24 protein-coding genes are annotated in these 25051 nt (G+C 66.0%); 20 read left to right on the top strand and 4 right to left on the bottom strand.

The features are described from left to right. Window positions 1–14: 14 nt before the first annotated feature. Window positions 15–1508 carry an NAD-dependent succinate-semialdehyde dehydrogenase gene (locus tag QW868_RS09955; RefSeq protein WP_316230439.1) on the bottom strand — a complete coding sequence of 498 codons (1494 nt, stop codon included), beginning with the start codon at window positions 1506–1508 and terminating at the stop codon, window positions 15–17. Window positions 1509–1661: 153 nt separating this feature from the next. Next, a complete protein-coding gene (locus QW868_RS09950) occupies window positions 1662–1982 on the bottom strand; it encodes a hypothetical protein (protein WP_042338461.1) in 321 nt (106 codons plus the stop codon). Between the two features lie 343 nt (window positions 1983–2325). On the opposite strand from QW868_RS09950, the gene QW868_RS09945 reads away from it, so the two are divergent. Further along, the gene (locus QW868_RS09945) at window positions 2326–3519 is read left to right on the top strand and encodes a serine hydrolase domain-containing protein (protein WP_315758116.1); all 1194 of its coding nucleotides are present in this window, start codon (window positions 2326–2328) and stop codon (window positions 3517–3519) included. A 186-nt stretch (window positions 3520–3705) separates the two neighbouring features. Here the strand turns inward: QW868_RS09945 and QW868_RS09940 are convergent, their stop codons facing one another. Next, on the bottom strand, window positions 3706–4707 hold the full coding sequence (locus tag QW868_RS09940; RefSeq protein WP_316230438.1) for an adenosine kinase: 1002 nt from the start codon (window positions 4705–4707) through the stop codon (window positions 3706–3708). 70 nt (window positions 4708–4777) lie between these two features. Between QW868_RS09940 and murJ the strand changes: the two genes are divergently transcribed. From murJ to trmB, 16 genes are all read left to right on the top strand, one after another. Next, the gene (gene murJ / locus QW868_RS09935; RefSeq protein ID WP_316230437.1) at window positions 4778–6337 is read left to right on the top strand and encodes a murein biosynthesis integral membrane protein MurJ; all 1560 of its coding nucleotides are present in this window, start codon (window positions 4778–4780) and stop codon (window positions 6335–6337) included. A gap of 49 nt (window positions 6338–6386) precedes the next feature. Continuing rightward, window positions 6387–7439, top strand: coding sequence for a tryptophan--tRNA ligase (gene trpS / locus QW868_RS09930; RefSeq protein WP_015663202.1), 1053 nt, complete (start codon window positions 6387–6389; stop codon window positions 7437–7439). Between the two features lie 190 nt (window positions 7440–7629). Then, on the top strand, window positions 7630–8124 hold the full coding sequence (locus QW868_RS09925) for a universal stress protein (RefSeq protein WP_316230436.1): 495 nt from the start codon (window positions 7630–7632) through the stop codon (window positions 8122–8124). Between the two features lie 108 nt (window positions 8125–8232). Beyond that, on the top strand, window positions 8233–8802 hold the full coding sequence (locus QW868_RS09920) for a NifU family protein (protein WP_315784395.1): 570 nt from the start codon (window positions 8233–8235) through the stop codon (window positions 8800–8802). Between the two features lie 438 nt (window positions 8803–9240). Continuing rightward, complete coding sequence (tsaB, locus tag QW868_RS09915) at window positions 9241–9942, top strand: tRNA (adenosine(37)-N6)-threonylcarbamoyltransferase complex dimerization subunit type 1 TsaB (RefSeq protein ID WP_316230435.1); 702 nt, start codon at window positions 9241–9243, stop codon at window positions 9940–9942. Beyond that, on the top strand, window positions 9939–10421 hold the full coding sequence (rimI, locus tag QW868_RS09910) for a ribosomal protein S18-alanine N-acetyltransferase (protein WP_315735571.1): 483 nt from the start codon (window positions 9939–9941) through the stop codon (window positions 10419–10421). Before tsaB ends, rimI begins: the two co-directional genes overlap by 4 nt. Before the next feature lie 43 nt (window positions 10422–10464). Beyond that, window positions 10465–10917 carry a Fur family transcriptional regulator gene (locus tag QW868_RS09905; RefSeq protein WP_315716937.1) on the top strand — a complete coding sequence of 151 codons (453 nt, stop codon included), beginning with the start codon at window positions 10465–10467 and terminating at the stop codon, window positions 10915–10917. Then, a complete protein-coding gene (locus QW868_RS09900; RefSeq protein ID WP_316230434.1) occupies window positions 10910–11629 on the top strand; it encodes an HAD family hydrolase in 720 nt (239 codons plus the stop codon). Before QW868_RS09905 ends, QW868_RS09900 begins: the two co-directional genes overlap by 8 nt. 55 nt (window positions 11630–11684) lie before the next feature. After that, window positions 11685–13082 carry a tRNA (N6-isopentenyl adenosine(37)-C2)-methylthiotransferase MiaB gene (gene miaB / locus QW868_RS09895; RefSeq protein WP_315735576.1) on the top strand — a complete coding sequence of 466 codons (1398 nt, stop codon included), beginning with the start codon at window positions 11685–11687 and terminating at the stop codon, window positions 13080–13082. 64 nt (window positions 13083–13146) lie between these two features. After that, window positions 13147–14124, top strand: coding sequence for a PhoH family protein (locus QW868_RS09890; protein ID WP_315735578.1), 978 nt, complete (start codon window positions 13147–13149; stop codon window positions 14122–14124). 62 nt (window positions 14125–14186) lie between these two features. Beyond that, on the top strand, window positions 14187–14696 hold the full coding sequence (ybeY, locus tag QW868_RS09885) for an rRNA maturation RNase YbeY (protein ID WP_315735580.1): 510 nt from the start codon (window positions 14187–14189) through the stop codon (window positions 14694–14696). Window positions 14697–14698: 2 nt separating this feature from the next. Further along, on the top strand, window positions 14699–15868 hold the full coding sequence (locus tag QW868_RS09880) for a hemolysin family protein (RefSeq protein ID WP_315735582.1): 1170 nt from the start codon (window positions 14699–14701) through the stop codon (window positions 15866–15868). Continuing rightward, on the top strand, window positions 15865–17475 hold the full coding sequence (gene lnt / locus QW868_RS09875) for an apolipoprotein N-acyltransferase (protein ID WP_316230433.1): 1611 nt from the start codon (window positions 15865–15867) through the stop codon (window positions 17473–17475). Before QW868_RS09880 ends, lnt begins: the two co-directional genes overlap by 4 nt. Window positions 17476–17706: 231 nt before the next feature. Beyond that, window positions 17707–18123 carry a helix-turn-helix domain-containing protein gene (locus QW868_RS09870; RefSeq protein ID WP_006615449.1) on the top strand — a complete coding sequence of 139 codons (417 nt, stop codon included), beginning with the start codon at window positions 17707–17709 and terminating at the stop codon, window positions 18121–18123. Window positions 18124–18446: 323 nt separating this feature from the next. After that, window positions 18447–19577, top strand: a complete 1131-nt coding sequence (locus QW868_RS09865; RefSeq protein ID WP_316230432.1) for a M20 family metallopeptidase — start codon at window positions 18447–18449, stop codon at window positions 19575–19577. Continuing rightward, the gene (trmB, locus tag QW868_RS09860; protein ID WP_316230431.1) at window positions 19574–20308 is read left to right on the top strand and encodes a tRNA (guanosine(46)-N7)-methyltransferase TrmB; all 735 of its coding nucleotides are present in this window, start codon (window positions 19574–19576) and stop codon (window positions 20306–20308) included. Before QW868_RS09865 ends, trmB begins: the two co-directional genes overlap by 4 nt. 21 nt (window positions 20309–20329) lie before the next feature. On the opposite strand, the gene QW868_RS09855 is transcribed toward trmB, so the two are convergent. Then, on the bottom strand, window positions 20330–21406 hold the full coding sequence (locus QW868_RS09855) for a DUF2336 domain-containing protein (protein WP_316230430.1): 1077 nt from the start codon (window positions 21404–21406) through the stop codon (window positions 20330–20332). Window positions 21407–21829: 423 nt separating this feature from the next. Between QW868_RS09855 and rimP the strand changes: the two genes are divergently transcribed. From rimP to QW868_RS09840, 3 genes are all read left to right on the top strand, one after another. Further along, complete coding sequence (gene rimP / locus QW868_RS09850; protein ID WP_315784409.1) at window positions 21830–22591, top strand: ribosome maturation factor RimP; 762 nt, start codon at window positions 21830–21832, stop codon at window positions 22589–22591. Between the two features lie 14 nt (window positions 22592–22605). Continuing rightward, window positions 22606–24228, top strand: a complete 1623-nt coding sequence (gene nusA / locus QW868_RS09845; RefSeq protein ID WP_316177831.1) for a transcription termination factor NusA — start codon at window positions 22606–22608, stop codon at window positions 24226–24228. Window positions 24229–24308: 80 nt separating this feature from the next. Continuing rightward, window positions 24309–25022, top strand: a complete 714-nt coding sequence (locus tag QW868_RS09840) for an RNA-binding protein (RefSeq protein WP_315735596.1) — start codon at window positions 24309–24311, stop codon at window positions 25020–25022. Window positions 25023–25051 lie beyond the last annotated feature (29 nt).

Below are 25051 nucleotides of genomic sequence, written 5' to 3'. Positions count from 1 at the left end.
CAGGCGTCCAAAGTTCACACCCCCGCCATCATCACATACTTGATCTCGAGATATTCCTCGATGCCGTGGTGCGAGCCCTCGCGTCCGAGGCCGCTCTCCTTGACGCCGCCGAACGGCGCCACCTCTGTCGTGATCAGGCCGGTGTTGACGCCGACCATGCCGGACTCCAGCGCCTCCGCGACCCGCCAGACCCGGCCGAGATCGCGGGCGTAGAAGTAGGAGGCGAGACCGAACGGCGAGGCGTTGCACATCGCGATGACGTCGGCCTCGTGCTTGAACCGGATCACCGGCGCGAGCGGGCCGAACGTCTCCTCCTGCGCGACCAGCGCGTCCGACTTCACGTCCGAGAGCACGGTCGGCTCGAAGAAGGTGCGGCCGAGCGCATGGCGTTTGCCGCCGGTGACGATCCTGGCACCGCCCTTGACCGCATCGGCGATGTGGCGCTCGACCTTCTCGACCGCTTCCTCGTTGATCAGCGGGCCTTGCGTCACGCCGGCCTCGGTGCCGTCGCCGATCTTCATCGCCGCGACCTTGGCGGCGAGCCTCTCGACGAACTGGTCGTAGATGCCGTCCTGCGCATAGAGGCGGTTGGCGCAGACGCAGGTCTGGCCCATGTTGCGATATTTCGAGACCATGGCGCCTTCGACAGCCGCATCGACGTCGGCATCGTCGAACACCACGAACGGCGCGTTGCCGCCGAGCTCGAGACCGAGCTTCTTCACCGTTCCGGCCGACTGGCGATACAGGATCTTGCCAACCTCGGTCGAGCCAGTGAAGCCTATGAAGCGCACGGACGGATGCTCGCACAGCACCTTGCCGATCGCAGGTGCATCGCCGGTGATGATGTTGAGCGCGCCCTTCGGCAAGCCGGCGCGTTCGGCCAGCACGGCGAGCGCCAGCGCTGATAGCGGTGTGTCGTTGGCCGGCTTCAGCACCACGGTGCAGCCGGCGGCGAGCGCGGGCGACACCTTGCGGGTGATCATCGAGTTCGGGAAATTCCACGGCGTGATGGCGCCGCAGACGCCGATCGGCTGCTTCAGCGCCAACAGGCGCGCATCCGGCTTCTGGGTTGGGATGGTCTCGCCATAGACGCGGCGCGCCTCCTCGGCGAAGAACTCGATATAGGCGGCGCCGATATCGACCTCACCGAGCGCCTCCGTCAGCGGCTTGCCCTGCTCGGAGGTGAGGATCAGCGCGAGGTCCTCGCGGTTGGCCGTGATCAGCTCGAACCATTTGCGCAAGGTATTGGAGCGCTGCTTGGCGGTCAGCCGGGCCCAGGCCGGGAACGCGCGTGCCGCAGCCTCGACGGCTTGCGTGGTCTCCGCCGCACCGAGCTGCGCGACCTTGGCGAGCTCGGCGCCGGTGGCTGGGTTGACGACGGGGAACACCGGCGAGCCGACCCAGGCACCATCGATGTAGCACTGCTCGCGCAGCAGCGACGGATCCTTCAGGCGGTCACGCAGGCTCGGAGCGGCAGTGGAGGCGCGGGCGGCGGCGGGCGGTGTCATCGGGTTCCTCCTCGAAAGCGAGCGATCTTTCCCCCGAATATAGCCACGCGCCGGCCGAGGCGCACGGCTCGTGCCCCTCCTCAACGGTACATTCGATCCGGCGATCCGTGCCTGTACGGCACCAAATGCTGAATGACGAGGAGTCGACCAGGATCAGGCCGCGCCGCTCATGTAGGTCTCGCGGCGGCCGATCATGCGCTCCGCCGCCGCCTTGGCGTCGGCCTTGGTCGAGGTCGCGCAGGTGCGGTATTCGAGATCGGGCAAGGAGGCGGGATCGCGGCGCCCGAACCACGATTTGTGGCCGACGGGCAAGAGCGCCAGCGCCTGCGCCACATTGTCGACCGCTCCGAACGAATACAGCGCACCGGTCGCAGCGATGCGCACCTCATAGATGCCGGGCGTGATCGGTGCCTCGATATTGTCACCGCGCCCCGGGCGGGGATACCGCTTCCACTCGCTCCACGTCGAAATCATATCGCCCCCAACGGCGGACATTGCCGCCAAAAACACGTCATCGGCTCGAAAAGGCCGGTCCTTCAACCCTTTAATGCAAAAATGGTTGCAACTCACAACAGTCGCAAGCCCATGGTGGGAACATGGCCCCCATGTGTCGGCCTCGCGGCTGGGTGGAACTAATCATGATTCTGGCGAAAAATTGAAGCGCTGTGGCCTTGCCGTGGCGCTGTTGTCCCCGCCTGCTTCGTCCGCGCCGCATCATCACGAGATCGCGACCGGCCGTTCGACCGACGATCCTTGCTGGCCGGGCCGGCCCGAGGAACAATCGCCTACCGTCATCAAGAACGGAACGGAGGAGACCATGCAGAACAAGACCGACATCGACGGCGTGCTGCGGCAGAAGGCGGAGGCGGGGGAGATTCCCGGCGTCGTCGCCGTCGCCGCTGACAGCAACGGCATCATCTATGAAGGCGCCTTCGGCAAGCGCGATCTCGGCCGCGACGATCCAATGACCGCCGACAGCGTGTTCTGGATCGCCTCAATGACCAAGGCCATCACCTGCGCGGCCGGGATGCAGTTGGTCGAGCAGGGCCGGTTGTCGCTGGATGCCCCGATCGGCGCGGTGCTGCCCGACCTCGCCGCGCCCAAGGTGCTCGACGGTTTCGACGCCAATGGCGAGCCGATCCTGCGGCCGGCGAAGACCGCGATCACGCTGCGCCATCTGATGACCCACACCGCCGGCTTCTGCTACGACATGTGGAACGGCGACATGGCCACCTATGTACAGAAGGCCGGGACGCCCGGCATCATCACCTGCAAGAACGACGCTCTCAAATTGCCGCTCGCCTCCGATCCCGGCACGCGCTGGGAATACGGCATCAACATCGATTTCGTCGGCAAGGCGATCGAGGCGGTCAGCGGCTCGAGCCTCGACGCCTATCTGCGCGACCATCTGTTCGCGCCGCTCGGCATGGACGATACCGGCTTCAAGCTCGGTCCATCGCAGCGCGCCCGCCTGGTCGGCATGCATGCCCGCGGCGAGGACGGCAAGCTGGCGCCGATCCCGTTCGAGCTCGAGCAGGAGCCGGAATTCCACATGGGCGGCGGCGGGCTCTACGGCACCGCCGGCGACTACATCCGCTTCACCCGGATGATCCTCAACAACGGCCGCGGCAACGGCAACCAGGTGCTCAAGCCTGAGACGGTCGCGGCGATGCGCGACAACCATATCGGCGAGCTGGAGATGACGAAGATGGCCGCGGCGGTGCCCGGTGTGACCAACGACGTCGATCTCTATCCGGACATCGTCAAGAAATGGGGCTTGAGCTTCATGATCACGACGGCGCAGACGCCGGAAGGCCGCAGTGCCGGCAGCCTCGCCTGGGCCGGCCTCGCCAACACCTACTACTGGATCGATCCAGCGCGCGACGTCACCGGCGTGATCCTGATGCAGCTCCTGCCGTTCGCAGACCGGCTGTGCCTGGAGACGTTTGCAGGCTTCGAGCGCGGGGTCTATGCTGGACTCGATGCCGCGGGCGGACAGAAGGCGGCGTGAGCAGACTGCCAACTGACCGGAGTGAGCTCGTAATGAGTTAGTTGGCGTCATGCCCGGGCCTGGCCCGGGCATCCACGTCTTCGGTCCCGCAGCTCAATAAAACGTGGATGGCCGGGTCAAGCCCGGCCATGACGGTGGAGAGAGTTGTGTCTCCGGTGAAAAATAACGCGTGACCACAGCTTCGACCTACACCTTCAGTCCGTTCTGGGCCGCCAAATCCTTCAGCGACACCTGCGGCCTTGCGCCGATGTGCTGGATCACCTCGGCGGCGGCGAGGCCGCCGAGGCGGCCGGCCATCTCGTAGCCGGTCTTGCGCACCAGCCCGAACAGGAAGCCGGCGGCGAACAGATCGCCCGCGCCGGTGGTATCGACCAGGCTCTCGATTGGATGCGCCGGCACCGAGATCACGCCGTCGTTCGACACCACGACGCAGCCCTTTTCGCTGCGGGTGACGATGCCGAGCGTGGCGTCCTCACGCAGCTGCTTCAGGGCGCCGTCGAAATCCGAGGTCTGGTACAGCGAATGCAGCTCGGCCTCGTTGGCGAAGACGAGATCGACGGTGCCGCCGCGCATCAGGTCGAGAAACTCCTCGCGGTAGCGATCGACGCAGAACGAATCCGACAAGGTCAGCGCGACCTCGCGTCCGGCGTCATGCGCGATCGCCGCCGCCTTCACGAACGCATCCTTGGCGTCCTTCGGGTCCCACAGATAACCTTCGAGATAGATGAAGCGCGCCGCCGCAATCTGCGCGGGATCGATGTCCGCGGCGGTGAGATTTTGCGCGGCGCCCAGATAGGTGTTCATGGTGCGCTCGCCGTCCGGCGTCACCAGGATGTAGCAGCAGCCGGTCGCCGGGCCGTCGGCAGCGGGCGCGGTATCGAAGGTCACGCCAGCGGCGCGGATATCATGCCTGTACATCCGGCCGATCTGGTCGTCCTTGACCTTGCCCACGTAAGCGGCACGCGCGCCCAGGCTGGCGAGGCCAGCGATGGTGTTGGCCCCCGAACCGCCGGACATCTCGGTGGCCGGGCCCATATCGGCATAGATCGCGGCCGCGCGGGCCTCGTCGATCAGCGCCATGCTGCCCTTGGTCATGCCGTGCCGGGCGAGAAAGGCTTCATCGGCATGCACCAGCACGTCGAAGATCGCGTTGCCGATCCCGAGAACATCGTATTTCGCGTCAGTCATCCACTGGCCCCGTTTACGGCGTTTTGCAAACGCTGCGGCCTATCACAAGCAGCGCTGCTATAGAAGCCTGATGATCCGCTCATTCGTGACTGTGTTGTCAGGAACACTGGCCTCGCGCCTGCTCGGCTTCATCCGGGATGCGCTGATGGCCGCGCTGCTCGGCGCCGGTCCGGTCGCGGACGCATTTCTCGCGGCGTTTCAGCTCGTCAACGTCATCAGGCGATTGTTGACGGAGGGCGCGCTCAATGCAGCTTTGGTGCCGGCATGGCTGCGAATATACCAGCACGGTGGCACAATGCAGGCGGCAGCCTTCGCCGGGCGCGTGCTCGGCACGGTCAGCGCCGGCCTGCTCGCGGCAACGCTCGTGCTGGCGCTGCTGATGCCGTTCGCGATGACGGTGCTCGCACCAGGCTTCGCCGGTGAAGAGACGCTCACCCTGGCCGTCAATGATGCCAGGCTGATGCTGCCCTATCTCGCCTTCGCCGGCCCCGCGACCGTGCTGCTCGCACTCTCCAGTGCACGAGGCCGCTTCGCGCTGGCCGCGTTTGCGCCGCTGCTCTTCAACGTCGCGCTGATCGTCGTGACCATCGTGCTGCTGATGCAACATCCGGATCCTGCGAACGCCGCACTGCTGCTCGCCGCCACGATCGGCGTCGCCGGGCTGCTGCAGCTCGCCGTCCTCGCGAGGCGAGGCCGCGATGGCCCCCTCGCCTCGCCGGTGCGCGTCACCTTCCATGCGGAAATGCGCGGCTTCTTCGCCAAAGCGCTGCCCGGCATGGTCGCCAGCGCCGGCCCGCAACTGATCGCGGTCGGCGGCGCGATCATCGCCTCCGCCTCGCCTTCCGCGGTCTCGTGGCTGTATTTCGCCAACCGCCTCATCGAGCTACCACTCGGGCTCGTCGGCGTTGCCATGGGCACGGTGCTGGTGCCGGAGCTGACGCGTGCGCTGCACGAAGGCAACAAGCAGGCGCTGGCGGAGGTGCAATCGCGCGGCCTCGAGCTGACGATCGGACTCGCGCTGCCTGCGGCGCTCGGACTGATGATCCTGAACGAGCCGATCATTCGTTTGCTGTTCGAACATGGCGCGTTCAGCTCGGACGATGCCGCCGCGACGGCGCAGGTGCTGACATGGCTCGCGGCGGCATTGCCGGCGCAAGTACTGACCAAGGCGCTGCAGCCTGCCTTCTTCGCGCGCGAGGACACGCAGACACCGCTGCGCGCGACGCTGATCGGATGCGGTGTCGCGATCGCGCTGGCGTTCCTGCTCGCACAATTGTTTGCGGCAAGTGGCATCGCGGCAGGGCTCGCGCTCGGTGCCTGGGCCAATGCGGCGGTCCTGATCCGGCGTGGCGCCACCAGCTTCGGCTTCGCGCTTCCTCCCGTCTCGCGGCGCCGGCTGCCGCGCATCACCCTGGCCGCCGCGATCATGGGCACCGTCCTCTGGACCGTCGCCGGACGCTTCGCCGGCACGTGGAGCAGCAGCCATCTCGGCGCGGCCGTGCTGCTCGCCGCCCTGATCAGCGGCGCCATCATCCTCTACGGAGTGCTTCTATTGTCCCTGGGCGCCGTGAGCTGGCGCGAAACCGTCCGGGCGATCCGGCAAAAGCCCGCCGACGACTTGCACCTTTGAGGCGCACGTGCCAAACGACCCCCCAAAATCATCATCCGGAACAGTGACCATGGCTTTCGTGGAACGGGTTTTCTCGGGCGTCCAGCCGACCGGCAACCTGCATCTCGGCAACTACCTCGGCGCGATCGTCAACTTCGTGAAGATGCAGGAGACGCACAACTGCATCTATTGCGTCGTCGACATGCACGCGATCACCATGCCGATCGATGTCTGGGGCGGCCCGGCCGAGCTGGCGCGCAACACCCGCGAGGTCACCGCGGCGTTCATCGCGGCCGGCATCGATCCGAAGAAGCACATCGTGTTCAACCAGAGCCAGGTCTCCGGGCATGCCGAGCTCGCCTGGATCTTCAACTGCGTCGCGCGCATCGGCTGGCTGAACCGCATGACGCAGTTCAAGGAGAAGGCCGGCAAGGATCGCGAGAACGCATCGGTCGGCCTCTACGACTATCCGGTGCTGATGGCCGCCGACATCCTGCTCTACCGCGCCACCCATGTTCCGGTCGGCGAGGACCAGAAGCAGCATCTCGAGCTCTCGCGCGACATCGCGCAGAAGTTCAACAATGACTACGGCGACTCGATCCGCAGCCACGGCTTCGGCGACGGCCTGTTCTTCCCGCTTCCGGAGCCCTTCATCACCGGTCCCGCGACGCGCGTGATGTCGCTGCGCGATGGGACCAAGAAGATGTCGAAGTCCGATGCCTCGGACTATTCGCGCATCAACCTGACCGACGATGCCGATACGATCGCGCAGAAGGTCCGCAAGGCCAAGACCGATCCGGAGCCGCTGCCGACCGAGGAAAAGGGGCTGGACGCACGTCCCGAGGCCGACAACCTCGTCGGCATCTACGCCGCACTGTCGGACCGCAGCAAGGCCGACGTGCTCAGGGATTTCGGCGGCGGCCAGTTCTCCAGCTTCAAGAACGCGCTGGTCGAGCTGTGCGTCACCAAGCTCGGGCCGATCGCCGCCGAGATGAAGCGCCTGACCGCCGATCCCGGCTACGTCGAGTCCGTCCTGGTCGACGGCGCCGACCGCGCCCAGGCCATCGCCGCGGAGACCATGAAGACGGCCAAGGACATCGTCGGCTTCATCCGCAAGCCCTGAGCAGCACGGCGCGCGCTCCGGAGTCGGCCTTGCGGCCGTAGCCAGGATGAGCGAAGCGACATCCGGGCTACTAGGAGCCGCACCACCGCTGTCATTGCGGGCGCAATGGAACCCGCAGCCCTCTCCCCAACGGAGGCGCGCTGTGGCAGCATCGCGGCCGGATCGACTTGCAGCAGCAGGCGGGAACGCGATGGCGGCGCAGCGGCAGAGCTACCAGACCGGCCATGCGCCGAAATGCCTGGTCGTGGTCGACGACAGCGAGGAGTGGGACCGCGCGGTCCGCTATGCCGGCCGCTGGGCGGTCCGTTCCGGCGGCCGTATCGTCATGCTGCACGTCATCGAGACGGAGGACCAGAACCAGCAATGGCTGGGGGTCGCCGATCTGATGCGGGCCGAGGCGCAGGAGCAGGCGCATGCCGAGCTCGACCAGGCCGCGGCGCTGCTGTCGGCGATCGGCGTGACCGCGCCGGAACGGGTGATCCGCGAGGGTGAGCCGACGACGCAGATCCTGGCGACGATCGAGCACGACAGCGACATCGCGCTGCTGGTGCTCGCCGCCCATTCCGGCCCCGAGGGCCCCGGCCCGCTGGTCACCCATGTCACCAAGACGAGCGGCGCCTTCCCGATCCCGCTGGTGATCGTGCCGGGCGATCTCGGTGACGCCGATCTCGACGCTCTTTCATAGGCTTAGATCGGAAACGCCGGCCATGCCCCCTTGATCGTGCGCGCGTTCGCGCCATCTGCTATGAGGAGACCACAGGCCGGCCTTGAACCGGCGCTGCCGGAGAAAACCATGTTCATCCAGACCGAAGCCACCCCCAATCCCGCCACCTTGAAGTTCATCCCGGGCCGCGTCGTGCTGCCTGCTGGCACGATGGAGTTCGGCAGCCGCGACGCCGCCGCGCGCTCCCCGCTGGCCGAGCGCCTGTTCGCCGTCGACGGCGTCACCGGCGTGTTCTACGGCGCCGATTTCATCACCGTCACCAAGAGCGACGGTGAGTGGCAACACCTCAAGCCGGCGATCCTCGGCGCGATCATGGAGCACTACATGTCGGGAGCGCCGCTGCTCGCCGATGGCAGCGCCGCCAATGACGAATCCGCCGACGAGGACGACGAGTTCTACGACGAGGCCGACACCGAGACGGTCGGCATGATCAAGGACCTGATCGAGAGCCGCGTCCGCCCGGCCGTAGCCAATGACGGCGGCGACATCACCTTCCGCGGCTTCAAGGACGGCATCGTCTATCTCAACATGAAGGGCGCCTGCTCCGGCTGCCCGTCATCGACCGCGACCCTGCAGCACGGCATCCAGAACCTGCTGAAGCACTTCGTGCCCGAGGTGGTCGAAGTCCGGCCGATGTAGCAAGCCAATGGCGAATGGGGTTGGCGAATAGACCTGCGCGCCAATCGCCATCTGCCTCTGCTCACGCTGCGTTGCCGACGGTGGCGGCCACGGCCGCCGCCCGCCGAATGCTCCACGATACCTCGCCGGTTACCGCGCTCTGCGCGCCATGCCGTCGGTGCCGATCCTGAGCACGGGCTTGCGAGCGATTGATCGCCTCGACCTGGACCGTCGGGCATGGCCTTTGCGACCGGATGGCGCGGCGGCCTGAACGTCGAACGGGACGATCATTCCAATAGCCCGGAAAGATTTGCTTAAATGAGCGCCAATTCAGTAGTTTGCGTTCTCGGTCGTGCGTGTTGATGCGTTTTTCCCGATCAGGATGTAAGAAAGCGGCAACCGACTTTCTCAAAGCCCCAAAAAGGTATTCGGCGCTCCCTTCAATGCGAATCTGACCGGATGTTGATCCTCGCCATCGATACTGCCCTCGACCATTGCGCGGCTGCCGTTCTGGACACTGATTCGGCCGCGATGCGCGCCGAGGAAACGCTGCCGATGAAGCGCGGCCACGCCGAGGCGCTGATGCCGCTGATCGCGCGCGTGATGCGCCAGTCGGGCGTCGGCTTCCACGAGCTAGACCGCATCGCGGTAACGACGGGTCCTGGTAGTTTCACCGGACTGCGCGTCGGCCTCTCCGCCGCGCGCGGCATTGCATTGGCGGCGCACAAGCCGGTCGTCGGCGTCACCACGCTCTCGGCCTACGCCGCACCCATCGTCAGCGAAGACCGTACCAACCCGGTGATCTCGGCGATCGATGCCCGGCACGACCATGTCTACTACCAAGTCGTGAGCGGCAGCGGCGAAGAGCTGGTCGCGCCTCAGGTCGCTGCGATCGACGACGTCTTGGCGGTCGCGCGGCTCGGCGCCCCACACCTCGTCGGCAACGCCGCGGCGCTGCTGGCCGAACGGTGGCCTCCGGAAGCCGCCGCGCCAGTTGCGGTCGACTCGCAAAACGGACCCGACATCACCTGGGTTGCCTGGCTCGGCGCGGCCGCGGACCCGGCGCGCGCGCCGGCGCGGCCGTTCTATCTGCGCGCGCCCGACGTCAAGCCGCCTGCCGGCGCGGCGCGCGCGCCGGCGCGGACGGCCCTCTCGTCATGAACATGTTCTTCCGCTGGCTCGGCAGCCCCAAACCGTTGATCGAAGCGGCCGCGCCGCGCGACGCCGCCAGGCTCGCCCAGATCCACGCCGCCTCGTTTCACCGCGGCTGGGGCGAAGGCGAGTTCGAGGCCATGCTGGCCGAGCGCAACACCATGATCCATCGGCTGCGGCTCGGGCGGAAACTCGTCGGCCTCATCGTCTCGCGAATCGGCGCGGACGAAGCGGAAATATTGTCGGTTGCACTTGACCCAAATCAGCGCGGCCGCGGATTTTCTCGTGATCTGCTGCTGCAGCATCTCGGGCACCTCGCGGGGCGCGGGGTCCGGACGGTCTTTCTCGAAGTGGAGGAAAACAACCAGCCGGCCCGCCGACTCTATGAACGCGCCGGATTTGCGACCGTGGGCCGTCGGGAACGCTATTACCTTCAGCCCGGCGGGGAACAGTTGAATGCGCTTCTGATGCGCCGGGACTTGTCGTAACCTGCGCTTGGTGGCAGAAAGCGCATCCTTGAGGCGAGACACGATGACCTCCTTGAAAACCACGCCAGCGCTCAATTCCACCGGAATCGAGGCCCGCTGTGCCGCCACCGGCATGCGCATGACCGAGCAGCGCCGCGTCATTGCCCGCGTGCTCGCGGAAGCCTGCGACCATCCCGACGTCGAGGAGTTGTACCGGCGCTGCGTCGCCGTCGACGACAAGATCTCGATCTCCACGGTCTATCGCACCGTGAAGCTGTTCGAGGATGCCGGCATCATCGAGCGCCACGATTTCCGCGAGGGCCGCGCCCGCTACGAGCAGATGCGCGACAGCCATCATGATCATCTGATCAATCTGCGCGACGGCAAGGTGATCGAGTTCACCTCCGAGGAAATCGAGAAGCTGCAGGCCGAGATCGCCCGCAAGCTCGGCTACAAGCTGGTCGACCACCGGCTGGAGCTGTATTGCGTGCCCCTCGACGAAGAGACGAATGGCTGACGCAGCGCCGGCTTCCAGCTTCGATCTCGTCATTTTCGATTGCGATGGCGTGCTGGTCGACAGCGAGGTGATCTCCTGTCAGACCCACGCCGACGTGCTCAGCCTGTGCGGCTATCCGATCACGACCGAGCAGGTGTTCGCGCGGTTCCTGGGCCGCTCCCTGAAACAGGCGAAGCTCGAGGTCGAGGCCGAGCTCGGCCACAGCCTGCCCGACGATTTCAACCCGAAACTGCAGGACCGCCTGTTCCGCGCCTTCGAGCAGGACCTCGCGGCGATCGACGGGATCACGGAGGCGCTCGACACCATCGACGTGCCGGTCTGCGTCGCCTCCTCCGGATCGCACCAACGCATGCGCGTCAGCCTTGGCGCCACCCGGCTCTACGATCGCCTCGCCCCGCACATCTTCTCGTCCTCCCAGGTCGAGAACGGCAAGCCCGCGCCCGATCTGTTCCTGTTCGCCGCAGCGCAGATGAGGGCGCGTCCGGGGGCCTGCGTGGTGGTCGAGGATAGCTTGGCCGGCATCCGGGGCGGTGTCGCCGCCGGCATGACGGTGCTCGGGTTCCATGGCGGCAGCCACTGCCGGCCTGGGCACGCCGACAATCTGCGCGCGGCCGGCGCCACCCTGGTTTTCGACGACATGCGGCAGCTGCCGGCGATTCTGAGCCGGCTATCCGAGAAAAAGCCAGCGGTCGCTGGATTTTCGGCCCCCTAGCCTATATTTGAGCGCGGCGCCGCATTGGCGCGCCTCCGACTGCATGCAAGGGTTCATGACGCCGCCGCGCAAGCTGCACATCAAGTCCTATGGCTGCCAGATGAATGTCTACGATGCCCAGCGCATGGTGGACACGCTGGGCTCCGAGGGCTTCGTCGAGACCGCTGAGGCCGGCGACGCCGATCTCGTGATCCTCAACACCTGCCACATCCGCGAGAAGGCCTCCGAGAAGGTCTATTCGGAGCTCGGGCGGCTGCGGGTCGCGAAGGAGGACGCCGCAAGGGCCGGCCGGACGATGCAGATCGCCGTGGCCGGCTGCGTGGCTCAGGCGGAAGGCGAGGAGATCATCGCCCGCGCCCCCACCGTCGACGTCGTGGTCGGCCCACAGAGCTACCACCATCTGCCGCAGCTCCTGGCCCAGGCCCGCCGCGGCGAGCGCGCCATCGAGACCGAATTCCCGGCCCAGGACAAGTTCGGCTTCCTGGCGAAGCCCAGCCGCGAGGCGATCCGCGCCCGCGGCGTCTCGGCCTTCGTCACCGTGCAGGAGGGCTGCGACAAGTTCTGCACCTTCTGCGTGGTGCCGTATACACGCGGCAGCGAGATGTCGCGCGCAGTGGCGCGCATTGTCGACGACGTGACGCAGCTCGCCGAGAACGGCGTTCGCGAGATCACCCTGATCGGCCAGAACGTCAACGCCTATCACGGCGAAGGCCCTGACGGCCGGCCCTGGACGCTGGGGCGGCTGCTCTACAGGATCGCCGAGATTCCGGGCGTGGCGCGGCTTCGCTACTCGACCAGCCATCCCAACGACGTCGACGACAGCCTGATCGCGGCGCATCGCGATCTCGGAGCGGTGATGCCGTTCGTGCATCTTCCGGTTCAGTCGGGATCCGACCGAATCCTGAATGCCATGAACCGCAAACACACTGCGTCCGATTACCGGGATGTCGTCGACCGTTTTCGCGCCGCCCGTCACGACATTGCATTCTCTTCGGATTTCATCGTCGGGTTCCCGGGCGAGACCGAGGAAGATTTTCGCGCCACCCTCGCGCTGATCGATCAAATCGGATACGCTGCAGCCTATTCATTCAAGTATTCGCCGCGTCCGGGAACTCCGGCAGCGGACATGCAGGAGATGGTGTCAGCGACCGAGATGGACGAGCGATTGGAGCGCCTCCAGAGCTTGATCGACAGCCAGCAAGCAGCCTTCAACAAGGCCGCGATCGGCCAGGTCGTCGACGTGCTGTTCGAGCGCGCGGCGCGCAAGCCCGGACAGCTGGTCGGACGGACCGCGTATCTGCAGCCGGCCCACGTCATGGCCTCCGACGACATCATCGGTCAGGTTCTGCCGGTGCGGATCGACAGCCTCGAACGCTACAGCCTGCTCGGCGAGCTCGTCACGGCCGCGCCGGCAGCGATCTCCCCCACGCCCCTTGTATCCATCGGAGGCTGAGCACTTGCCCAAGAGCGCATCGGATTCGTCTTCCCTCGCTCCCAGCCGCAAGTTCGACCGCGACATGTCCATGCCTCCCGAGACCCAGGTCGTCATCGATTTCGACGACAACCGCGCCGCTTCCGCCCTGGTCGGCCCCTACGGCCAGAATCTGGCCCTGGTCGAGCGAAGGCTCGGCGTCGTCGTCGATTCCCGCGGCAACCACATCACCATCGGCGGCAGCCGCGACGGCTGCGATGCCGCGCGGCGCGTGCTCGAATCGCTCTATGCGCAGGCCGTCAAGGGCCAGGATCTGGCGCAGGGCGACGTCGAGGGCGCGATCCGCGCCGTGGTGGCGCAAGGCTCGCTGTTCGAGTTCGACGCCAAGAACGCCAAGAACGCGTTCGAGAGCATCAACCTGCGCAAGCGCCCGGTGCGCGCCCGCACCGCCGCGCAGGATTCCTACATCCGCGCGCTGAAGCGCCACGAGCTCGTGTTCGGCATCGGCCCGGCCGGCACCGGCAAGACCTGGCTTGCGGTCGCGCATGCGGCGCAGCTGTTCGAGCGCAAGGAAGTCGACCGCATCATCCTCTCGCGCCCGGCGGTCGAAGCTGGCGAGCGGCTCGGCTTCCTGCCTGGTGACCTCCGCGAGAAGGTCGATCCCTATCTGCGTCCGATCTACGACGCGCTGTACGATCTGATGGATGCGCGCATCGTCGAACGCGCGCTGCAGGCTGGCGAGATCGAGATCGCGCCGCTCGCCTTCATGCGCGGGCGCACCTTGACCAATGCCGCGATCATTCTCGACGAGGCGCAGAACACGACGTCGATGCAGATGAAGATGTTCCTCACGCGTCTGGGCGAGAACAGCCGCATGATCATCACCGGCGATCCGTCCCAGATCGATCTGCCCAACGGCCAGACGTCGGGCCTTGCTGAGGCCGCGCGGCTGCTCGACGGCGTCGAAGGGATCGCACAGGTCAGGTTCACCGGCGAGGACGTCATTCGCCACGAATTGGTGGCGCGTATCGTCGCCGCCTATGAGAGCCCAAAGGCGCGCTGACCCTCGGAGCAAGCTCGCCGATCGGCGCATGATCCGAGCGCCATCCGCACAGAACGACCAGGATGCCACAAAGTCCCATTCCAACCACCGAGGTGATCGTCGCAGCCGACTGCTGGCAGGACCAGCCCGACGCCGAGGAGGTCATACATCGCGCCATCGTCGCCGCCGCTGAGACGGTCGACGCGGACGTCGGAGACGCCGAGATCGCGGTGATGCTGACGGACGACGACGGCATCCGCACCCTGAACAGCAATTGGCGCGGCATCGACAAGCCGACCAACGTGCTGTCGTTTCCGGCGCTGCAGCCGACCGGGCCGCGCGGCGAGGACGACGCACCGCGCATGCTCGGCGACATCGCCATCGCCTACGAGACGATGCGGCGCGAGGCCGACGAGGAGCAGAAGCCGTTCGCGCACCATTTGAGCCATCTGACCGTACACGGATTCCTGCATCTCGTCGGCTACGATCACGAGACCGATGACGAGGCCGAGGAGATGGAAGCGCTCGAGCGCGAGATCCTCGCCCATCTCGGCATCCCCGATCCCTATGCCGACCGGGAGCGGACGAATTGATCATGGCCGACTCCGAACCCATTCACGACAATCCGCGCAACACGCGCAATCTTCCGGCCGTGGTGCCGGCATCCGAGCTCGGCCGCTCGCCGAGCGAGAATTGGCTCCTGCGCGCGCTGCGTAATCTGTTCGGATGGAAGGGCGGCGGATCGGTGCGCGACGATCTGCAGGTCGTGCTCGACGCCTCGACACCCGACGACATCGGCTTCTCCGCGGTCGAGCGCACGCTCCTGCGCAACATCCTCGATCTGCACGAGCGGCGGATCGCCGACGTCATGGTGCATCGCGCCGACATCGTCGCGGTCAGGCGCGACATCACGCTCGGCGAGCTGATGAGCCTGTTCGAGAGCGCCTCGCATTCACGGCTCGTGGTCTACAACGACACGCTCGATGATCCCGAGGGCATGGTGCATATCCGCGACCTGCTCGCCTTCACCACCGCGCAGGCGCGCGTCTCGGACGAGGTGAAGGCGCGGCGCAAGAAGCCGCTGCCGGCCGGTCTCGACCTGAAGGCCGTCGACCTGTCGATGCCGCTGTTCGAGGCCAACATCATCCGCAAGCTGCTCTATGTGCCGCCGTCGATGCGCGCGATCGACCTGCTCGCGCAGATGCAGGCCTCGCGCATCCATCTGGCGCTGGTCGTCGACGAATATGGCGGCACCGACGGGCTGGTCTCGATCGAGGACATCGTCGAGCAGATCGTCGGCGAGATCGACGACGAGCACGACAGCGACGAGCCGCCGGCGATCGTGCGGCAGGCCGACAACGCCTTCATCGCGGACGCCCGCGCCAGCCTCGACGACGTGCGCCGGGTGATCGGCGAGGAGTTCGTGACCGGAGAGGCAGGCGAAGGGGTGGAGACGCTCGGCGGATATCTCGTCAATCATGTCGGCCGGCTGCCGGTGCGCGGCGAGTTGATCTCCGGCCCCGGCAATTTCGAGGTCGAGGTGCTCGATGCCGATCCGCGCCGGGTCAAGCGGCTGCGCATCGCGCCGCGCAAGGAGCGTCCCACACCCCGCCCGCCGCGCGAGAGCCGGCGCCGCGAAATGGCGCCGGAAGCGACCCCGCCGGACACGGACGTCCCGGCCGAGCCGCCGCCGGCAGAGGCCGGCCCGGCGCCGGGCCATGACGATAGCAGCCCGCCACGCGGCGACGGAGCCAGCTCACAGTGATCCGCCCATCGACGATTCGCGGCCTCGCCATCGGCGTTGTCCTGGCCTGGGGCTGGAAGCGCGCGGGGATCGCGCTCGCCGCCGGCGCGCTCTCCTCGCTTGCGATGGCCCCGTTCAACGCCTGGCCGGTGCTTGCGATCACCTTCCCGGTGCTGGTCTGGCTGATCGATGGTGCGGCGGCGGGACGGCGGCGCGGCATCCCGGCTGCCGCCTTCAGCGGCTTCTGTTTCGGCATGGGCTATTTCGTGCCCGGCCTGTACTGGATCGGCAACGCGTTCCTGGTCGATGCCGACACCTTCGCCTGGCTGATGCCGTTCGCCGTGCTGGGCCTACCGGCCTATCTCGCGCTGTTTCCGGCACTGGGCTTCGCATTGGCGCGGTTGATCTGGACGCGTGGTTCAACCCGTATCCTGGCGCTCGCCGTCTGCCTGACCGCGAGCGAATGGCTCCGCGGCCACGCGCTGACCGGCTTCCCCTGGAACACGTTCGGCTATGCCCTGTCGCAGCCGCTCGCGCTGGCGCAGGCGACGTCGCTGATCGGGATCTGGGGCATGACGTTCCTGGCGATCGCGATCTTTGCCAGCCCTGCGGTGCTGATCGACGGCAAGACCTGGCGCGAGCGCTGGCGGGTGCCGGCCGCAGCGGCCGCCTTGCTGGTGGTGATGGGCGTGTTCGGCGTCATCCGGATCGGCCTGCATCCGACCGCCTTCGTCGCCGATCTCAAGCTGCGGATCATGCAGCCGAACCTGCAGCAGGACGTCAAATTCAACTATGGCGCCAAGGCCGACGTCATGCGCCGCTATCTGGCGCTGTCGGATCGCGCCTCCGGTCCGACAGCCACCGGTGTCCGCGACACCAATGTCCTGATCTGGCCGGAATCGGCGTTCCCGTTCTTCCTGACCCGCGAGGCGGACGCGATGGGCCAGATCGCCGACCTGCTGTCGCCGGGCGCGGTGCTGATCACCGGTTCGGTCCGCGCCCCCGACGAGCCTCGGAACGTTCCCATCACCCGGGCCTACAATTCGATCTACGTGATCGACCACGACGGCACCGTGCTGTCGGTCTACGACAAGCTCCATCTGGTCCCGTTCGGCGAGTTCCTGCCGTTCCAGACTCTGCTGGAGCGGATCGGGCTCGAGCAGCTGACGCGGGTGCAGGGCGGTTTCATCCCGGGCACGGCGCGACGCAATCTGGACGTGCCACACGCTCCGCGTGTTCTTCCTTTGATCTGCTACGAGGCGATCTTTCCGAGTGACAGCGTGCCGAGCGAAGAACGCCCGGGCTGGATCGTCAACTTGACCAACGACGGCTGGTTCGGCATTTCGACCGGTCCTCATCAGCATCTGCAGCAGGCGCAGTGGCGCGCGATCGAGCAAGGACTTCCATTAGTTCGATCTGCGAACACCGGCATCTCTGCAGTGATCGATCCCGTCGGCCGTATCGTTAAGCAATTGCCACTCGGTGCAGAGGGCGTGCTGGATTCCGCGCTGCCTGTTGCGTTGCAGCCGACAGTCTATGCAAAGCTCGGCGACATTCCGGTTGCGATTCTGTTAGTGATCGCCCTGAGCACCGTCGTTCGCAGACGTGTTGCTCAAAAGCTTCCCTGACGACAGCAAGATCTCGATTCTTTCCGGGTCCGTAAGATTTTTTTTGACAAGCAAAACCCCAAGTGTTGACAGATAGCTGCTGCAATTCGCATTCTCGCGCGGCAGCATGAGCCGTCCAGATCGTTGCTCGGCCGTCTTCGTTAGTACGCATGCGAACAGAAATTGACGGTGTGAGCGCCTGAGGCATACTGCGACCGCCTCGTTCCGAGGCCCATTCTAAGGAGTTGAGAGATGTCGACGAAAGCGCCCAACCCTGTTGACAAGCATGTCGGCAGCCGGGTGCGGATGCGCCGTATCATGTTGGGCATGAGCCAGGAGAAACTTGGTGAGGCTCTCGGACTCACGTTCCAGCAGATACAGAAGTACGAAAAAGGCACCAATCGAGTCGGCGCCAGCCGGATTCAGCAGATCTCGGAGGTTCTGCAGGTCCCGGTCTCCTTCCTGTTCGAAGGGGTCCCGAGTGGCGGGACCAACGGTGAAGCTTTCGGCGAAGGCGCTTCGCCCGCCTATGTGTCTGATTTCCTGGCAACCTCAGAAGGACTGGCGTTGACCCGCGCATTCACGCGGATCCACGATTCAAAGCTTCGTCGCAGCATCGTCGACCTGGTCGAGCAGATCGCTGATCGCGAAGCTCCGGAAGAAGGCTAGCTGATGCGCCGGCGCTGACATTCCTATCGCGATTTCCTCTCATATGAATGTCAGCGCCTCGGGGGGCCATTAGCAGAACGCGTTTTGCGAGCGTCGCGCTGGGCATGCAACGCTTCGCAGGACGAATGGGCCGATAGACAACTTCGATTGCGACCAATAGAGCGCGATGGCTCCCCTTCGGGAAACGCTATCGCGCTCTAAATCGTTTTATGCACATGTGGCCTGGAACTCCGGCGTCCCAGCCGCCAACCCGCCCTGCGACGCGCCAGCGCGTCCACCGCCTGCTACCACTTCGTAACCATCGAGAACGATTTACAAAGCTCATGACCACCAGCAGCAGCCCGTTCGATAGTCGCACAATTCTCGAAGGCATCCGCCAATGGGTCGAGATCGAGACCCCAACCGAGGCGCCTGATCAGGTCAACAAGCTGGCTTCCCTTGTCGCGGATGGCTATCGCGGGCTTGATGCTACGATCGAACGGATCGCCGGACGCGACGGCTGCGGCGACCATCTCATCGCGCGCTCGTCATGGGGACAGGCCGAGCCCGGAATTCTGGTCCTCAGCCATCTCGATACGGTGCACCCGATCGGGTTCATCGCGCGGCTGCCGTTTTCGGTCGACGGTGACGTCGCGTACGGTCCGGGGATCTACGACATGAAGGGCGGCGCGTATCTCGCCTTTCACGCCTTTCGTCAGCTCTGCGCAGGCGGTGAAGAATCGCCGCTCGGCATTACTCATTTGTTCGTCTCGGATGAAGAGATCGGCAGCCCGACCTCGCGCGCGCTGATCGAGGAGGAGGGCCGCAAGGCCAAATACGTCCTCGTCACCGAGCCGGCGCGTGACGGCGGCAAGATCGTGACCGGGCGCAAGGGCGTGGCGCGGTTCGACGTGGCCATCCGCGGCGTGCCCGCGCATGCCGGCGCGCGTCCACAGGATGGACGCAGTGCGATCCGCGAACTCGCCAACGTCATCCATGCGCTCGAAGCGCTCAACGACCCCGCGCGCGGCATTACCGTGAATGTCGGCGTGGTGCGCGGTGGCACACGTCCCAACGTCATCGCAGAGGAAGCCCATGCGGAGGTGGATGCGCGGCTACCGACGCCAGCCGATGCAGAGGAAATCCTGCCCAAGATCCTGGGGCTGACCTCGCGCAGCGATGGCGTCACGGTTGAAGTCAGCGGCGAGGTGAACCGGCCGCCTTACGTCAAGGGCAACGCCGGCGCGGCCTTGTTCGAGCATGCGAAATCCCTGGCCGAAGAGATCGGATTCGAGCTCGTCGACACCCACACGGGCGGCGGTTCCGACGGCAATTTCACCGCACCGTTCACGGCGACGCTCGATGGGCTCGGCGTCGACGGCAAGGGCGCGCATACGCATTACGAGCAGATGTACATCTCCTCGATCGAGCCGCGGACAAGGCTGCTCTACCGTCTCTATCAAACCCTGCGATGAGCACCGCGATCAACATGCCTGTCGACGACGATCACGCCAGCACCGAGGCCTTGCATGGTCAGGGCTCGTTCTTCGGCCGGCGCAAGGGCCACAAGCTGCGGGCGCATCAGGCCGGCCTGGTCGACAACCTGCTGCCGCACCTCGCGCTCGATCTCGCCGCGCCCGCGGAAGCCGTGCTGCCTTCGCTGTACGATCAGCCGGTCGACGCGCTGCGGCTGGAAATCGGGTTTGGCGGCGGCGAGCATCTTGCCGCCGAAGCAAAGGCGTTTCCGACCACCGGCTTCATCGGCTGCGAGCCCTATGTCAACGGCATGGCCAAGATCCTGTCGGCCATCGAGGCCGACAACATCGGCAATATCAGGCTGCTGGCGGGCGATGCCGCCGAGCTGCTGGCCTGGCTGCCGCCGCAGTCGCTGCAGCGGATCGACCTGATCCATCCCGATCCCTGGCCGAAGCGGCGGCACTGGAAGCGGCGTTTCGTGCAGGATGCAACGGTCGCCGCGATGGCGCGCGTCCTGAAGCCCGGCGGCGAGTTCCGCTTCGTCAGCGACATCGCCGACTATTGCGCCTGGACGCTGTGGCATCTGCTGCGTTCGCCCGACTTCGCCTGGACGGCCGAGCGCGCCGACGACTGGCGCCTGCCCTGGCCGGGCTACACCATGACGCGCTACGGACGGAAGGCGACGCGCGAAGGCCGCGTCGCCAACTATCTGGTCTTCCGCCGGCGCTGACCGCTATGCCGGCGACGTCGTTCAATGTCGTGTCTTCCAGAACGCGACGATACGCTCGGCGGTCGATGGCAGCAGGCGCGCGTAGTTGACCCTGATCGCATCGATGTCGCGCTGCGCCGGCACGCGTTTCGGTCCGAGGCGCAGCAGGATCAGTGCATGCACGGTGCGCCAGTCGAGCCCGATCGTGCGCCCCAGGATCAGAAGCGGATCGTGACGATCGCCCGACACCAGCCGGTCGAGCGTCGCGATCTTAAGTCCGGTCATTGCGGCGAGCGCCGCGATGACCTCTTCGTATTTGTGCTCGGATGCGAAGCGGAACAGCGCCGACTGGTCCAAGCCGCTGGCTTCATACAGCGACAGGATGGTCCGCTGCGCGGGCACGAAATTGCGCGCGCTGTTCGTTGCGCGCGCCGCATCGGCAAGCTCGGCGAGAGCCTGCTTGATCCTCGCCTGCTTGTCCGGCCGCACGACATCGAACAGCCGCCGCCTGACGACATCGAGCGAGCCGGCCAGCAGTTGTTTCAGATGATCGTCGGAAACATCGTCGCGCCGACCGACCGTGAGGGTCAGCACGCCGTCGGAACTCGCGCGGTGGATCAGCGCGGCATAGCCGCGCGGGGAAAACGCTGCGCCATCATTGGCAGCGGTCCGCCGCACCACGTCGCGATCACCACGGCGCACCAGCACGTCCGTCATATCAGCCGACAGGCGCGGCCGCTCCGCCATCGCGAGCAGATGACCCTGGCTCTTGTCGTGCGCAATGTTGATGAGCGCGGGGTCGTCGAGCACGAGCGAACGGCGCAACAGCGGACCCGCCACCCCAACCTCGTCGTCGCGCGCGAGCCGGCTGACGACGGCACGTGGCGCCCTGAGGAGCCGCGACAACCGTTCCGCCAGATCGATCCGCGTCGGCAGATCCGCGAACGGGACCAGATCGATCAGGAGACCGTCGAACAGATTGATGTGCTCGGGACGCAGCTTCGTCGCATCCTCGAAGAACAGGTCGGCGATGCGGCGCGTGGCCTCAAGGCCGCGTTCAGCATTACCATCCCTGACGATCCCGCCGAGGCCGGGGATCAGCGCGGTAGCGGGGGTCATGACGTCTACTCGATACGCAACACGACACGTTTCCGTCCGCTCCGCTCCTTGCGGCATGACGACGGGGCGAAAAGCGCGAACTCAGCTCATTTTTAAGCGATCTTGGTGAATGAAGGGTTAGACCCTGCGGCATTCAGCCGTTGCCGGTCGGGGAAAACGATCCGATCCGCGGTCTCGGCGCGGAGTGAATTCCCGGTTCCAGGCCCCGTTTGAGCCGACACGACCCTTGCCGTCAGGCGGCAAAGCGGCTATATGAGCGCCATCAAACATCATCTCATATACGATCGCGTAGTGAGGGTGGGCCCTTCCGGACCCGCTCTTTTTTGTTACCTGGATCGCTCCGCCGCGGGCGGGATCGGTCCGGTGAGCGCGATCGAACAGGCCCCACGGCCCAACCAAGCAAGACACGCGATCGACGCCTCGATGACGGAACCTACGTTCGCAGCCGCTGACACCGACCTCCTGACCGAGCCCCGTCTCGTCGTCGAGCCGGGCGTTGCGGCGCGCGTGGCGGCGGTGGCCGACCCGGTGCTGCAGGGAATGGGGTACCGCCTGGTGCGGATCCGCATTTCGGGCGAAGGTGGTTGCACGGTCCAGGTGATGGCCGAGCGTCCCGACGGCACGATGCAGATCGAGGATTGCGAGGCGGTGTCGCGGGCGCTGTCGCCGGTGCTCGACATCGCCGACCCGATCGACCGCGCCTACCGGCTCGAGATCTCCTCGCCGGGCATCGACCGGCCGCTGGTCCGCCGTTCCGATTTCGCCCGCCACGCCGGTCATCTGGTCAAGATCGAGATGGCGGCGGCACATCAGAACCGCAAACGCTTCCGCGGCATCATTGCCGGGGTCGAAGGCGACGGCGTGCGCATCATCCGCGACGACGTGGCCAAGGACCAGGAGCCGGACGTCGTGCTGCCGATGGCCGACATCGGCGACGCCAAGCTGGTGCTGACCGACGAGCTGATCGCCGAATCCATGCGCCGCGGCAAGGCCGCCGAGCGCGAGAAGAAGCGCGACCTCGGGCTGGCGCCACCGTTGGCGCCGCACGCCAAGCCGGCGGCCCAGGCCAAGCCAAAACCGAAATCCAAGGACAAGCAGCCGGTCAAGAAGCCGCTGCCGACCAACACCAAGAAACATCGCCTCGCCGCCGACCGCGCGCGCAGAGGCGAGATCGATCCTGATTAGAGGAGATTTGAGCCATGGCCGTCAGCGCCAACCGGTTGGAACTGCTGCAGATCGCCGACGCCGTCGCACGCGAGAAGTCGATCGACCGCGGCATCGTGATCGCTGCCATGGAAGACGCGATCGCCAAGGCCGCCCGCGCTCGTTATGGCAGCGAGACCGACGTTCACGCCGAGATCGATCCGAAGAAGGGTGAGCTGCGGCTGTCGCGCCACATGCTGGTGGTCGAGAAGGTCGAGAACCCCTCCAACCAGATCTCGCTGGATGATGCCCGCCGCGCCAATCCGGGCGCGCAGATCGGCGACACCATCGCCGACACCCTGCCGCCACTGGAATATGGCCGCATCGCCGCGCAGTCGGCCAAGCAGGTCATCGTGCAGAAGGTGCGCGAAGCCGAGCGCGACCGGCAGTATCAGGAGTTCAAGGACCGCATCGGCGACATCGTCAACGGCGTCGTCAAGCGTGTCGAATATGGCAGCGTGATCCTCGACCTCGGCCGCGGCGAGGCCATCATCCGCCGCGACGAGATGTTGCCGCGCGAGGTGTTCCGCAACGGCGACCGCGTCCGCGCCTATGTGTTCGACGTCCGCCGCGAGACCCGCGGCCCGCAGATCTTCCTGTCGCGCACCCATCCGCAGTTCATGGCCAAGCTCTTCGCGCAGGAAGTGCCGGAAATCTATGACGGCATCGTCGAGATCAAGGCGGTCGCCCGCGACCCCGGCTCGCGCGCCAAGATCGGCGTCGTGTCGCGCGATTCCTCGGTCGATCCGGTCGGCGCCTGCGTCGGCATGCGCGGCTCGCGCGTGCAGGCCGTGGTGAACGAGCTGCAGGGCGAGAAGATCGACATCATTCCGTGGTCGCCCGACATCGCGACCTTCGTGGTCAACGCGCTGGCGCCCGCCGAGGTCGCCAAGGTCGTCATCGACGAGGACCGCGAGCGCATCGAGGTCGTGGTGCCCGACACCAACAACCAGCTCTCGCTCGCCATCGGCCGCCGCGGCCAGAACGTCCGCCTCGCCTCGCAGCTGACCGGCTGGGACATCGACATCCTGACCGAGCAGGAGGAATCGGAGCGCCGTCAGGCCGACTTCGAGAATTCCACGCGCGTATTCATGGAATCGCTGAACGTCGACGAGGTCGTCGGCCAGCTGCTGGCGTCCGAAGGCTTCACCTCGGTCGAGGAGCTCGCTTTGGTCGACCTCAAGGATCTCGCCGGCATCGAGGGCTTCGACGAGGAGACCGCGACCGAGCTACAGACCCGCGCCCGCGAATTCCTCGAGCAGCAGGAAGCCGAGCTCGAGGCCAAGCGCAAGGAGCTCGGCGTCGAGGACGCGGTGAAGGACGTGCCCGGTGTCACCACCAAGATGCTGGTCAAGTTCGGCGAGAACGACATCAAGACGGTCGAGGATCTCGCGGGCTGCGCCACCGACGATCTGGTCGGCTGGACGGAGCGCAAGGAGGGCGGCGAAGCCACCAAATTCCCCGGCATTCTCGACGGTCTCGATGTCTCCCGCGACGACGCCGAAGCCATGGTGATGCAGGCCCGCGTCAAGGCCGGCTGGATCAGTGAGGCCGACCTCGCCAAGACCGAAGCGGAAGCCGAGAATGAGGACGAAGCGACCGAAGGACAGCCCGCCTGACCCGTTTGGCTCGCCCCATGGACGGCACGATGACCCCCACCCTGACCCAGCTCGCTTGAGATGAGGAGCCGCATCACCGCATGCTCGCTTTGGCCGACCCCGAGCTCGACAATGGACCGCGGACCGAGAAGTCCGCGACCATGCGCATGTGCGCGGTCAGCCGCGACGTGCGGCCGATCGGCGAGCTGATCCGCTTCGTCGTCGGACCGTCGGGCGAGGTCGTGCCCGACATCAAGCGCAAGCTGCCCGGTCGGGGATTGTGGATCACCGCCTCGCGCCAGGCGGTTGCGGAGGCGGTGCGGCGTCACCATTTCAGCCGAGGCTTCAAGACCAACGTCCGCGTCCCGCCGACCCTTGCCGAAGACCTGGAAGCCTTGCTGGCCCGCAGCGCGATCGAAGCGCTGGGGATTGCCGCCAAGGCCGGCCAGGTCGTCTCCGGTTTCTCCAAGGTGGAAGCGGCGCTGTCGCAGCGGCAATCGCGGTCGACATTGGCTGCCCTCGTCCATGCCGCGGATGGCGCAGCCGACGGGATCCGCAAGCTCGACGCGCTGGTGCGGCCGAACGACGGGGACCAGGGCCAAGCCCCGACAATTCCGATCATCTGCTGTCTCACTTCGGCAGAATTGGATTTGGCACTTGGGCGCTCAAATGTGATACATGCTGCCGTGCTCGCAGGCCCGGCGAGCAGGACATTCCTGTCGCGCAGCCAGACACTGGTCCGATACCGGTCGGCCGACGCTGACAAGATTGCCGGAACCGCGGCCACGAAATCTGCTTCGACTTCGAAGACATAGCACTTTGAAGCCATAGCTACGAAGACATC

The sequence above is a fragment of the Bradyrhizobium sp. SZCCHNR1051 genome (assembly GCF_032489615.1).
In the GTDB taxonomy this organism is placed as follows: Bacteria; Pseudomonadota; Alphaproteobacteria; order Rhizobiales; family Xanthobacteraceae; genus Bradyrhizobium.
This window is presented reverse-complemented; position numbering and strand designations above follow the sequence as displayed.